Genomic DNA, 14254 nt, shown 5'->3' with positions numbered 1-14254 from the left:
CAAAAGAAGCGGCTGTTAGATTTAGAGATCACTATGATTACTGGTATAAAATACTGGATGATAATAATAAAGAAAAATTATATAGAAGTGTTCTAGTCTATGATGCATTTAGATTTGGTACAGATGAAAGAGAAGATAAGGATACATACCAAGCTGATTTTGAAACTAATCATCCAGCGATAAAACATTTCTTCGGTCCAGCAGGAAATAATGTTGTTCATAATTCTAATGGAGCATATGCTACAGGGGATGCATTCTATTATATGGCATATCGCATGCTTGATAAAGATGGTGCGGTAACTTATACACATGAAATGACGCATAACTCAGATAGAGAAATTTATCTTGGAGGATATGGAAGACGAAATGGACTTGGACCAGAGTTTTATGCTAAAGGATTGTTACAAGCTCCTGATCATCCATACGATCCTACTATTACGATTAACTCTATATTGAAGTATGAAGAAGCAGAAAATCCAACTAGACTTCAGGTGAAAGATCCTACAAAACGATTTGAAAATGCTGCAGATTTACAAAAATATATGCATAATCTGTTTGATGTAATTTATATGCTAGAATATCTAGAAGGTAATGCTGTTGTTAACTTAGATATTTCTAAGAAAAATGAGTTGTTGAGAAAAATAGAAAATAAATTTGAAACGGATCCAGACGGAAGTAAAGTATATGCAACTAATATTGTTCGTTATTTAACAGCTGAAGAGCTTAATAAGTTAAATTCATTTGATAGTCTAATAGAAAATGATGTTATTACAAGAAGAGGATACGAAAATGACAATGATAATACCTTTAAACGAAATGGCTATTATACAATTAAACTATTTTCACCAATATATTCTGCTCTAAGTAATGATAAAGGAACTCCGGGTGATTTAATGGGACGTCGTATGGCGTTCGAGTTGTTAGCTGCAAAAGGATTTAAAGATGGAATGGTACCATATATTTCTAATCAATACGCGGAAGAAGCAAAAGCAAATGGTGACGTTATTACATCATATGGTAAAGAAGTCGGTAATGTAACAGATGATTTAGTACTTAAAAAAGTGTTTAATAACAAATATAAATCATGGGTTGATTTTAAAAAAGCAATGTATGATGAGCGAATAGCTAAATTCAATAATCTAATAAGTATTAGTTTCTATAATCCAAATGTAAGGTTTTCTAGAAATAGTAAGGTAACAATAACAAATATAGGTGCGCTTCAAAGTATGATAACTGATGCTGTTAAAGCTGATGCAGAGGATGAACTAGCTAAAATGTATCTTGAACATAATAGAGTTCATAAACTAAAACAAGCAATCTTTAAAGCATATCTAAATCAAACTAATGATTTTAGAACATCAATATTTGGTGAACAGTAATCTGATTTTTTATTAGATATAAAATAAATGAGGGGTGACTCGACAAAATCTTATTTCTCTGAAATTATGATTTTTGAGTCAATCCCTTATTTATATTTATTAGAATGCATATAAGTATATAATAAGTAATATAGTAGGATTTTACAATAAAAATTTGTGATATAATATAACTATAAAAATTTAAGGAGAATTTGAATATGATAAAAATTGAAGTAGTTGCTAATAGTGTACAGGATTGTATTGTGGCACAAAGTGAAGGTGCAGATAGAATAGAGTTAATTAGTGCAAGTTATCTAGGTGGATTAACACCAACAACAACTGTTTTAGATATGGCTATAGAAAATGAAGTGAAAATACCGATAATGGCGATGGTTAGGCCTAGGGGAGGGGGTTTTTGTTATTCTGAAATAGAGAAAGAACAAATGTATAGAGAAGCAAGAGAACTGCTAGAACATGGAGCTAAGGGTATAGTATTTGGATTTCTTACTGAGGATAGAAAAATAGACTGGGAAGAGACAAAGAAAATGATTGAACTCTGTAAAAGTTATGAAGCGGAAAGTGTCTTTCATAGAGCATTTGATTGTTCTGATGAACCTGAATATAACATTCAACACTTAATAGAATTGGGATGTACTAGGGTTTTGACAAGTGGGCTTGGAGTTAATGTAGAAAAAGGTGCTGAGCTACTGAAGTTGTTGCAAGAGAAATTTGGTGATAGAATTGAAATTTTAGCTGGTGCGGGTATTTCAACAGAAAATATAGAAAGTATTATTAAAAAAACTGGAGTTACTCAAGTCCATGGAACGTTTAAAAAGTATGGTGTTGATCATACAACAACTGGTACGGATATAACTTATAGATATACAGACCAAAGGTGACTATGAAGAAGTAAATCCTAAAGAGTTAACTAAAGCTGTGCAAATAGTAAAAAGATTAAATGAGGAATAGAATGTTTAGTAAAGTACATCACATAGCAATAATAGGAACAAACTACAGCAAAACTAAGGAGTTCTATGTTGATAAATTGGGATTCGAGGTTATAAGTGAATATAATAGACCAGAAAAGAATGATATTATTATTAACGTTCAGAATGGTGATTTAGTTTTGGAATTATTTATTAAAGAAACAGCTCCTTTAAGACCGAAAATACCAATACCAGAATATACTGGATTACGGCACCTAGCTTTTAGAGTAGATAATGTGGATGAAATGTTAAAGAAATTTGATACGCTTGGTATTTTACACGAAGAACTTCGTTATGATGATTTCGATAAAAGAAAGATGGCATTTTTCTTCGATCCTGATGGTTTACCACTAGAAATACATGAATAATAAAATAAAAGAAACTTAGCGACAATACTAAGTTTCTTTTATTTACATAAAAATTATTGAAAAATATCTTGATTTTTCTGACTACATATGATTAAATATAGAAATATGACTAAAATATACTAAAAAAGGAGTGGGATAATGAAACTTAGAAAAAAAGCTGCTGTATCATTTGTGTCAGCAACGTTGATACTTACAAATTTACATGTGATGAATTTTACTAATTTAGAAAAAAAATGGGTCTATGCTGAAAATAGAGAACAAGTTAATACTTTATCAAATGCGTCTGAGAATACATTTAAAGATGAAGATAAGGTAAAAATTATTGTATCTTTAAAAGAGGATAAAGTAGATCCTAATTCATTAAAAACAGAAGAAGGACGAAAAGAGCGTGAAAAAAGTACTAAAGAACCACGTGAACGAGCACTAAAAGAAATTAAAGATAAAGGTGTAGATTATAAAGTATTATTTGAATATGATACACTTTTAAACGGATTTTCTTTAGAAACTTCGTATGCTGATGCTAAAAAAATTCAATCGATGGATTTTGTAAATAGTGTTGAAGTAAGTGTTGATTACGAGGTTCCGGAAACTACAACTAAAAATGAAGATAGTGATGCTGTTTTGAAAAATACAGTTATCGATAGTAATAGAATTATTGGTGTACAGAGTTTATGGGATAAAGGATATAAAGGTCAAGGAAGAGTAGTGGCTGTTATTGATTCAGGTTTAGATCCTAATCATGACATATTACATATAACTGATACGAGTAAGGCGAAATATAAAAATAAAGCTGAGCTCGAAGCTGTAAAAGAAAAATCTGGAATTGACTATGGTAAATGGTATAGTGATAAATTAATTTACGCATTTAACTACTACGATTGGGATAATAATTTAAAAGAGAAGAAAGATAAATCTCACGGAATGCACGTTGTAGGTACTTCAGTAGGTAATCCAACGAAAAAAGCACCAAACAATGAATATGTAGCTGGAGTTGCCCCAGAATCACAATTAATATTCATGAGAGTATTCTCAGATAAACAAGGTGGAGCAAAAACTAGTACATTCTTATATGTTAAAGCTATTGAGGATGCTGTTAAACTAGGAGCTGATTCTATAAATATGAGTTTAGGTGCAACAGCTGGAGCAGTAACAGAAGTTGGACAAGGTACTATCGATGCAATTGCACTTGCTAAAAAGGCTGGAGTTAACGTAGTAGTTGCGGCGGGGAATGATAATGTATTTGGAAATGGTCAAAGTAAACCAAGTGCGTCAAATCCAGATTATGGATTAATTGGAACACCATCTGTAACACCTGACTCAATAGCTGTAGCAGCAATAAATAATAGTGTAATGAATACTGAAGTTATGACTTTAGTAGGATTAGAAGGAAATGAAGAATGGGATAATGGAGAAGCTACAATAAGACCATTTACTAAGAAATTTGATCCTAAAGTTGAGTATTCATTATTTAATGCTGGATATGGTTTGGATAGTGATTTTAAAAACCAAGATGTAAAAGGTAAGATTGCAGTGATGATGCGTGGTGGTGGAAATACCTTTGCTGATAAAGTAGCAGCAGCTAAGAAGGCTGGAGCTGTAGGTGCTGTTCTATATAATACCAAAGAAGGTGGAGAAGAATTATTAAATGTTGCATTAAATAATAATGATAATGATTTCCCTGTAGTGTTTGTTGGGTATAAATTTGGTAATTTATTAGCTACTTATCCAGATTTCTACAAATTGAAATTTACAGGGCATTTTAGTAAGAGACCTCATCCACAAGCTAACCAACTAGCTGATTTTACAAGTTGGGGAGTGACTGGAGATGGATTGTTTAAGCCTGATGTTACAGCACCAGGTGGTGATGTTTATTCTTCATTTAATAATGGAACATACGGATTAGATAGCGGAACAAGTATGGCATCACCTCATGTAGCTGGAGCTATATCTTTAATGAAGCAAGTATTCCAAGAGAGATATCCAGACCTACAAGGTGAAGAATTACAGAAATTAATAAAACACCTATTAATGAGTACCGCAATACCAAACTATAATAATGAAACAAAAGCATTTACGTCACCAAGACAACAAGGAGCTGGAGTTATTGATGTTTCTAAAGCAGCTTTTGGTGATTTATATGTAACTGGTGAAAATGATTATGGAAGCATTTCACTTGGTAATGTACAAGATACATTTAAATTTAATGTAGTACTACATAACTTATCAGATCAACCAAAAGAGCTTGTTTATAAGTCTTATTTAAATACTGATGGTGTAGAAAATGGACAAATTACTCTAAAACCAAGACAGTTATCAGAAAGTAGTGGTGGAGAAACTGTAGTAGTACCTGCTAAAGGAGAAAAGACAGTTACGATTACTGTAGATGCTACACAATTTAGAAATGAATTAGAAGGAAAAATGCCAAATGGTTATTATCTTGAAGGATTTGTAAGATTCTTTGATACTAAAGATACTAATACAGCAGTTGCAGGTATTCCGTATGTTGGTTTTAAAGGTGAGTTCCAAAATCTACCTGTAGTAGAAAAACCAATATACGAATTTAAAGGAAATGATAAACCATTCTATTACTATAAACCTAATACAACAGAACGTGATGATAAAAATAACTTTACTTCATTAGTTACTGTTGATGTCAACGGTGAAGAAAAGAACATAAAAGTTTTAGGAGAGTACACTGATCCTAAAACTAAGTCTAATTATTTTGGTAAATTAGCATTTTCACCAAATGGTGATAGACAGCATGATGAGGTTGGTTTTAAGGCAACATTCTTAAGAAACTATGAGAATTTAAAATTATCTGTTTATGCTAAGGATGATGTTGAGCGTAAAAATCCATTGTATGAAAATGGTAATGTTTCTGGTAAAAAGAACTTCTTCCATAACAAGTCTACTAATAAAAAAGCTGTGTTAGTTACTGAAACAAATTGGAAAGGTCAAGATAAAAATGGAAACCCATTACCAGATGGCGAATACCAGTATGTAGTTAGCTATAGTCCAGTTGCTACAGGGGCGAAAATGCAAGAGACTGCATTTAACGTTACTATTGATAGAGTTGCACCACAAATTGTTGGTACAGGTGGAGTTTATGATGAAAAAACAAGAACGTTTAAACCATATGCAGTTAAAGAGAATGGAAGTGGAGTACTTTATAAAAAACTAAGTTATAAAGTTACTAAAAAAGGAAAAGATGGTAAAACAGTAGAAAATGAAGTTGTTGTTGAACCAAATATAGATGGTACATTCACTCTTCCAGAAAAAGTTTCTCTAGATAAATTTACTTATGAAGTAGGTGACTTTGCAGGAAATAAAGATAGCGTTGGAATATCAAAAGTTCAAAATACTGAAAAAGGAACTGTAGAAATTAAAACTACAGCTAAAGATGGAACAGGTGATTATTCTACTAATGTCAGATATGCTATTAAGAATGAAAAAGGGGAGTTAGTTGGAGAGGACTTTACGAAGAATGGTAAGAATCTTACAGCTCTACCATATGGTAAATATACTGTACAAGTAGTTCTAACTGATGAAGCTCTTAAATTAACTAGTCCTAAAGAAGTTGCTTTTGAGATTACTAAAGATGACTCAACTAAATCTGTTGAATTTACATTTGAAGAACAAAAGAGAAACACGACAATAATTAAATTTGATAAAGTTATACCTGCTGGAGCAAAAGTATTTGTTACGAATGAACAAGGTGAAAAAACAGAATTATCAAGAAGTCTATATAGTGAAAAAGAATTCCAAAAACGTTTAAACAATGGTAAATATACTGTTGAAGTAGTGTTACCAGAAGGATATAGATCTTCTGAAAATAATTTTGAACTTGTAGTAGGAAACGGTCGTAATACAAAAGAATTACAATTGAGTGTAGCTCAGAAAGTAGCTAGTGTTACAACTGCAGAAGGTGCAACTACTCCAGCGACTGTTGAGTTTAGAGAAGCTAAACTTTATAATGATTATAAACTTGTAGTTAGCGACGTTGAAAAAACTAGTCAAGAAAAAATTCTTAAACAGCTAACTGATAGTAAGATTGATTTAACTAAATATGATGTAGTATTTTATGATATTCATTTAGAAGATAGAAATAATAAGGTAGTAGAAGTTGATGGAACTAGAAAAGTTACTTTATCATTAGATAAAATGCCAGCGAAATTTGGTCATGAGAAAAAAGACGGAACAATTGAGCCGATTAATGGTGAAGTTGTTGATGGTAAGTTCGTGTTTAAAGTAGATGGATTTAGTAATTTTGTGGCGCTTGTAGAGAAAAACGCACCTAAAGAAGAGGTTAAAGTTGATAAGAGTCAACTGAAGTTAGCTTCTGATAATTTCAGAGTTACAACTGATAGTGATAAGTATGAATATGCTTCATTAGATGCTAAAGAAGCATACAATAAAGCAATTAACAAAGCTAAACAACTGTTAGAAGATGAACATGCAATACAAGATGATGTAAACAAAGCTGTTGAGGAGCTAAATACAGCTATTGCTAAACTTACTGGTGTTAAACCAAAAGAGGCAAAAGGTGAACCTGAGAAAGTAGAAGCTCCAAAAGAATATACAGGTGTACAAGCAGGAGCGACTGTAGAACCAGAAAAAGTAGAGGTACCTAAAGAATATACGGGAGTTCAAGCTGGAGCAGTGGTAGAGCCAGAGAAAGTAGAAAATCCTAAAGACTTTACTGGTAAAGTAGAACAACTAAAAGTAGAAGCAACGAGTGTAGATAAAAAAGAGCTTGCAGCTGAAGTTGAGAAAAATGGAGATCTTACATCACAAGATAGCTATAAAAAAGCAGATGAAGCAGCTAAGAAAGAATATAAAGAAGCTCTTAAAGTTGCTATCTTAGTATTATCTAATTCAAATGCTAAACAAGATGAAGTAAACAATGCATTGCAAAATCTTAAAGTGGCTTCAGCGAAAGTAAATAAAGAAAAATCTAGATTGTCAACTATACTTGGTGGTGTATTTAAGAAAGATAAAGATAAATCAAGTGTAGGATTAGCTGATATAGCTAAAGAACAAGGTATTGTGGCAGACAATTCACAAGTTAATCTTGGAACAGTTGGAAAATCAAATTCTCTATTAGCTAAAACAGGAACATTAGCTTTACCTACAACTTTTGTAGGACTTGCATTAATTTGTTTAGTATATGTTCTAAAAAGAAGAAGAAATGCTAAATAATAGATAGTTTAATAATTCTCTTTAACCTTAAGGTTAAGGAGAATTATTAATTGGTATTATAAAAAAGATAAATATAGAAATTATTGAAATACTAAAACAAGAAATTATTGTAAGGAATTAGGTGTTAATTTTTATACTGAATAGACAGTTGAAAATTTGAAAATTATAAAAAAAATTCTTGACATAAAGTGATTGAAAATGTATAATAAATATTGTTGTTAAATATGGCGGCTGTGGCGAAGTGGTTAACGCATCGGATTGTGGTTCCGACATTCGGGGGTTCGATTCCCCTCAGCCGCCCCATTAAAATTAAATAACTTAAGGCGGCTTAGCCAAGTGGTAAGGCACGGGTCTGCAAAACCTTGATCACCGGTTCAAATCCGGTAGCCGCCTCCAATTTTAATCATCTTTTAACTAAGGTGTTTTTTTTATGCTAAAATTTCGTTTTTTATTATATGTTATAAATTATATTATTTAAATATTTGTGAATTTATTAGTATTTTACGAACAATTTTTTTGTAAATATAGATTTTTTTATTGAAAAGTGTTATTATTTCGATTTAAAAGGTAGATATATTATTTTTTTTGTGTTAAAATTATACCAAAATAATTAAATATATATTGAGGAGGTAATAATATGAAAAAAATATTATTGGCATTATTCAGTTTTATTTTTGTTTTCTCTATAGTAGGTTGTACTGCTAAGACGGAAACTAAAAAGTCAGAAGAAAAAGTAATTAAAATGGGATTTGTTCCTCTGAAAAATAGTGAAAAGTTAGTTGAAGATCTTAAACCTATTTCAGATTATCTATCTGAAAGATTAGGAGTAAAAGTAGAAGCCTTTACTGCAAGTAATTATATAGGAGTAGTTGAAGGCTTAGGTAGTGGAAGTGTTGATTTTGGTATTATCCCTCCGTTTTCATCTTTACTAGCGCAAAAACAAAGTAATGCTAAGCCAATCTTAACATCTAAAGGAAAAACTGGGAAACCTGGATACACTGCTGAATTATATGTAAGAAAAGATTCAGGTATAAAATCTCTTCAAGATGTTAAAGGTAAAAAAGTAGCATTTGTAGATCCATCATCTTCATCAGGATATATTTATCCAGGTGCTATGTTAGTTGAAGCTGGTCTTAATTTAGATAAAGATATTAGTTATCAATTTAGTGGTGGACATGATAAGAGTTTACAATTACTTCTTAACAAAGATGTTGATGTAATTGCGACATTCGATGGAGTTGAAGATAGATATGCTAAAGACTTCCCACAGGCAAAAACTGATATTCAAAAATTAGCAACTAGTGATATGATTCCTGGTATTATGGTTACAACTTCTAGCAAAATGGATAAAGAGTTACAGGATAAATTAGAAAAAGCTCTTCGCGATATAGAGAAAGATCCGAAAATGAAGGAACTATTCACTAAGATGTTTAGTATTACTGGATTTAGCGATGTAGATCAAGACGCATATAAAAAAGTAGAAGCAACAGCTAAAGTTATGAATGTTGACTTAGATAAAGTAAAATAATAAAAAAAACTTGGTACAAATAGTGCCAGGTTTTTTTCTAGTTAAAACTCTATTATTATATAAAATACTTGAGATTTTTTACGTTTAATTTTATAATAAAATAATCAATCAGGAGTGTGAATGTAATGTACGCATATATTAAAGGAAAAATCTCGGAAATAAATCCGACTAATATTGTTGTTGATAATAATGGTATAGGTTATGAAGTGGTAGTAGCAAATCCTTATGAATACCATTTAAATGACGATAGAACAGTTTATATAAGTCAACAAGTAAGAGAAGATTCTAATGTTCTTTATGGATTTTCGAATAAGGAACAGAAAAAAGTATTTTTATTATTATTAAAAGTAAAAGGTGTAGGGCCGAAAAGTGCATTAGCAATATTAGCAGGAGGGACAAGTGAGGAAATAATAAGCGCAATTGAAAATCAAGATACTGTTTATTTAACTAAGTTTCCTGGAATTGGTAAAAAATCAGCTCAGCAGATTATTCTTGATTTACAAGGTAAGGTTGATTTTAGTATGGCAAATATTAGCAGTTCTCCAACTGCAATAAATAATTATCTTAGTGATGCAATGCTTGCATTAGAAGCACTTGGATATAGTAAAAAGGAACTTGCGAAAATTGAGAAGAAATTATCAGCGTTTGACTTTTCAGGTGTAGATGAATATGTAAAACAAGGATTGAAATTATTAATGAATGCATAGATTGAGAAAGGAGGAAATTATGGAAGATAGAATGGTATCTGCAAGCCAAAATTTTGGAGAAGAGCGTGAGGAACAGTCTTTAAGACCGAAGTTTTTAAGCCAGTATATAGGTCAAGAGCAAATAAAAAGTAATTTGAAAATTTTTATAGAAGCTGCAAAACTTCGAGGCGAAGTACTGGATCATTGTTTGTTATATGGACCACCGGGTTTAGGGAAGACGACACTTGCTACTATAATAGCTAATGAGATGGAAGTTGGTATTAAATATACATCAGGACCTGCTATAGAAAAATCAGGAGATTTAGCGGCGATTTTGACTAGCCTTGAACCTGGAGATGTTCTTTTTATTGATGAAATACATAGAATTAGCAGATCGATTGAAGAGATTCTTTATTCTGCTATGGAAGATTTCTATCTTGATATTGTAATTGGTAAGGGTGAGGAGTCACGTAGTATTAGAATTGAGTTACCACCATTTACATTGGTGGGGGCTACAACTAGAGCTGGAGCATTAACAGCACCGCTTCGAGATAGATTTGGTGTTCATTGTCGTTTAGAATTTTACACTATTAGTGAACTTCAAAATATAATTGAAAGAACCTCTGATATTTTTGAATGTGATATTGATGAAGATAGTTCATATGAGATTGCTATGAGATCTCGTGGAACACCTCGTATTGCTAATAGACTATTAAAACGTGTTAGGGACTTTGCGCAAGTGAAAAATGACGGTGTGATAGCAAAAAGTTTGGCAGTAGAATCTTTAGATTTATTACAAGTGGATGCTAAAGGTCTGGATAATATTGATTATAAAATATTAGAGTGTTTAATAAAACGTTATGATGGGCGTGCTGTTGGTTTGGAAACAATAGCTGTCACAATTGGAGAAGAAAGTATAACGATAGAGGATGTTTATGAACCGTATTTAGTTAAAGAAGGTTTTATAGAACGTACTCCAAGAGGTCGTCGTGCAACACCTAAGGCGTATCAACATTTAGGAATTAGCTATAAAGGTGAATAAAAGATAACATAGGTTTCATTGAATTTGAAATATTAAAATTTCATTTTTAGAAACCTATTTTTATAAGGTTTTAAAGGGGTTATTGATAATATTTTTTAATTAGAAATGATATTAATTGTAAATTAAATTAAACTATATTAAACTTATGTAGTAAAATATAAGAAATTTTAGAAGGATTAAATTTATATGATTGATAGTAAACAATTTATAAACACTAGACATAAAAATCAAAAGATTAATTATGATAATGTCTTAAAAGAACTTATAAAAGAGTGGGGAAAAAACAATTTCCGACCAAAAATTCTTATTCATTCATGCTGTGCACCATGTAGTACCTATGTATTAGAATATTTGTCTGAAATTAGCGATATAACAATTTTCTTTTCAAACTCTAATATACACCCTAAAGAAGAATATATAAAACGTATGTTGGTGCAAAAAGATTTTGTAGAAGAGTTTAATAAACGAAACAATAAAAAGATTAAGTTTTTAGCTGATGAATATTCTCCGAGTAAATTCATTAATGCTGTAAAAGGGCACGAAGAAGACAAAGAAGGTGGAGATAGATGTCATATTTGTTATGAAATGCGTTTAGATTCTTCTGCTCAAAAGGCTGAAGAATTAGGGTATGACTACTTTGCTTCTGCATTAACACTTAGCCCTAAAAAGAATGCGACTGTTATTAATGAGGCAGGATATGTGCTGCAAGAACAAGTTTCAATATACTATTTACCTTCAGATTTTAAGAAAAATAATGGTTACAAAAGATCTGTAGAAATGTGTAATGATTATAATATATATAGGCAGTGCTATTGTGGTTGTGTATTTGCAGCTAAAGATCAAGGAATAGATTTTAAAGAAGTTAATAAGAATGCTCGTGAATTTAATAGAAATCATGAAGATTATGAAAAATTTAAAACTATTATTAAACTTGGTGGAGAATTAGTGTAAAGTATCTATAACTGTGGTTTACGATATAATAATAAAAACATAATAATTTTAAATATAAAGTACTAAAATAGGGTATAAAACTAGAGGCTGATTAAAAAGACCTAAAATTTAACGAAGTTCATATGAGAACATATAGTTGTAGTGATTTATTGATATCTAAATTAGCTTTATAAAAGCTTTTTAGATATATAATAAACTGTGTGGGGCGGTGACTTGAAAAAATCGATTTCTTCTAAATCGCGATTTTTGAGTCACTCCCTTTTTCTTTTTGTTCAAATGAATGTTTAAATGGGTGTTTTTAATGTTGAAAATTTGTTTTCAACATTTTTTCATAATAATTGTATTAAGATGTTATTCATAAATAAGAAATGGCTTTCTTTATTGTAAAATAGGACACTAGAATAGAGTTAAATTAGTATAAAATACTTGTAAATATTGCTTTCATGTGTTATTATTTGAATGTAAATATTTTTTTAAATAAAAGGAGACAACACTATGTTACAAAAAGAATTTAAAGTTATCGACGAAACAGGAATCCACGCTAGACCAGCTACTTTATTAGTACAAGCTGCTTCTAAATTCCAATCAAATATTGAATTAGAATTCAATGGACGTAAAGTAAACTTAAAATCAATCATGGGTGTAATGAGCCTTGGAGTTGGTAAAGATGCTGATATCGTAATCTATGCTGACGGAGCTGATGAAGCTGAAGCATTAGCGGCTTTAGAAGAAACAATGAAGAAAGAAGGATTAGCATAAAATGTTACAACTAAAAGGTATTGCAGCCTCTCAAGGGATATCTTTTGCTAAAGCCTATATTTTTGTTGAACCAAATTTAACAGTTAAAGAAGTTAAAGTTCAAGATATAGATGCTGAGGTTAAGCGTTTTGAAGATGCGATTGAAGTATCTAAAAAAGAATTAACAATTATTAAAGATAAAGCTTTAGAAAACTTAGGTGCGGATAAAGCAGCTATTTTTGAAGCTCACTTATTAATCTTAGAAGACCCAGAATTTATGGGAACTGTAAAAACTGATATTCAATCAAAAGAAATTAATGCTGAATATGCATTGAAAGAAACTTCAGATATGTTTGTTTCTATGTTTGAATCTATGGATAATGATTACATGAAAGAACGTGCTGCTGATATTCGTGACGTTTCTAAACGTATTTTAGCTCACCTTTTAGGTGTCGATCTACCAAATCCAAGTTTAATTGATGAAGAAGTAATCATCATTGCTGAAGATTTAACTCCATCGGATACTGCGCAACTTAACAAACAATTTGTTAAAGGTTTTGCAACAAATATTGGTGGACGCACATCTCACTCAGCTATTATGGCTAGATCATTAGAAATTCCTGCAGTAGTAGGAACTAGTACAATCACTGAAGAAGTTAAGAATGGAGATATTTTAATTCTTGACGGATTAGATGGTGTTGTTTACGTAAATCCTGATGAAGCTACTACAGCTGAATTAAAAGAAAAACACGCTAAGTTTGAAGCGCAAAAAGCAGAATGGGCAAAATTAGTTACAGAAAAATCTATAACTCAAGATGGACACGAAGTAATTTTAGCAGCTAACATTGGTACACCTGCTGATTTAGAAGGTGTTAACAATAATGGTGGAGAAGCTGTCGGATTATATCGTACAGAATTCCTATATATGGGACGTGATCAATTGCCAACTGAAGAAGAACAATTCGAAGCTTATAAAGCTGTTTTAGAAGGAATGGGAGATAAACCTGTTGTAGTTCGTACTTTAGATATTGGTGGAGATAAAGAATTACCATACTTAGATTTACCGAAAGAAATGAATCCATTCTTAGGTTTCAGAGCTATTCGTCTTTGCTTAGAAGAAAAAGATTTATTTAGAACACAATTAAGAGCATTACTACGTGCTTCAGTTTACGGTAAACTTTGTGTAATGTTCCCAATGATCGCTACAGTTCAAGAATTTAGAGCTGCAAAAGCTTTATTCTTAGAAGAAAAAGAAAAATTAGTAGCAGAAGGTATTGCAGTTAGCAACGATATCGAATTAGGTATCATGGTTGAAATTCCATCAACTGCTGTAATCGCTGATATCTTTGCTAAAGAAGTAGACTTCTTCTCAATTGGTACTAATGACTTAGTTCAATA

10 protein-coding genes and 2 tRNA genes are annotated in these 14254 nt (G+C 31.2%); all 12 read left to right on the top strand.

Going from position 1 to position 14254, the window contains the following annotated elements:
• Positions 1-1379, top strand: a 1379-nt coding sequence (locus RWL85_RS07515; protein ID WP_314086682.1) for a ZmpA/ZmpB/ZmpC family metallo-endopeptidase, incomplete at its 5' end; no start/stop codon positions are given.
• A 197-nt stretch (positions 1380-1576) separates the two neighbouring features.
• Positions 1577-2257, top strand: a complete 681-nt coding sequence (locus RWL85_RS07510) for a copper homeostasis protein CutC (RefSeq protein WP_314086680.1) — start codon at positions 1577-1579, stop codon at positions 2255-2257.
• A gap of 71 nt (positions 2258-2328) precedes the next feature.
• Complete coding sequence (locus tag RWL85_RS07505; protein ID WP_314086677.1) at positions 2329-2712, top strand: VOC family protein; 384 nt, start codon at positions 2329-2331, stop codon at positions 2710-2712.
• A 138-nt stretch (positions 2713-2850) separates the two neighbouring features.
• Positions 2851-7911: a S8 family serine peptidase gene (locus RWL85_RS07500; protein WP_314086675.1), complete on the top strand. Its 5061-nt coding sequence runs from the start codon at positions 2851-2853 to the stop codon at positions 7909-7911.
• A 227-nt stretch (positions 7912-8138) separates the two neighbouring features.
• Positions 8139-8214: transfer RNA gene (locus RWL85_RS07495), tRNA-His, on the top strand.
• A 19-nt stretch (positions 8215-8233) separates the two neighbouring features.
• A tRNA-Cys gene (locus RWL85_RS07490) sits at positions 8234-8307 on the top strand.
• 241 nt (positions 8308-8548) lie between these two features.
• On the top strand, positions 8549-9439 hold the full coding sequence (locus RWL85_RS07485) for a phosphate/phosphite/phosphonate ABC transporter substrate-binding protein (protein ID WP_314086673.1): 891 nt from the start codon (positions 8549-8551) through the stop codon (positions 9437-9439).
• A 125-nt stretch (positions 9440-9564) separates the two neighbouring features.
• Positions 9565-10146, top strand: coding sequence for a Holliday junction branch migration protein RuvA (gene ruvA, locus RWL85_RS07480; RefSeq protein WP_314086671.1), 582 nt, complete (start codon positions 9565-9567; stop codon positions 10144-10146).
• Positions 10147-10165: 19 nt separating this feature from the next.
• Positions 10166-11167 carry a Holliday junction branch migration DNA helicase RuvB gene (gene ruvB / locus RWL85_RS07475; RefSeq protein WP_314086669.1) on the top strand — a complete coding sequence of 334 codons (1002 nt, stop codon included), beginning with the start codon at positions 10166-10168 and terminating at the stop codon, positions 11165-11167.
• Between the two features lie 186 nt (positions 11168-11353).
• Positions 11354-12118: an epoxyqueuosine reductase QueH gene (locus RWL85_RS07470; protein WP_314086667.1), complete on the top strand. Its 765-nt coding sequence runs from the start codon at positions 11354-11356 to the stop codon at positions 12116-12118.
• A 495-nt stretch (positions 12119-12613) separates the two neighbouring features.
• Positions 12614-12877, top strand: coding sequence for a phosphocarrier protein HPr (locus RWL85_RS07465; RefSeq protein ID WP_003145399.1), 264 nt, complete (start codon positions 12614-12616; stop codon positions 12875-12877).
• Position 12878: 1 nt separating this feature from the next.
• Positions 12879-14254: phosphoenolpyruvate--protein phosphotransferase (gene ptsP, locus RWL85_RS07460; protein ID WP_314086664.1), on the top strand; the 1376-nt coding region annotated here is incomplete at its 3' end.

The organism is uncultured Gemella sp. (assembly GCF_963515875.1).
Classification (GTDB): Bacteria; Bacillota; Bacilli; order Staphylococcales; family Gemellaceae; genus Gemella.
Note: the sequence above shows the minus strand (reverse complement) of the source record. Positions and strands in the feature narration are given on the sequence as shown.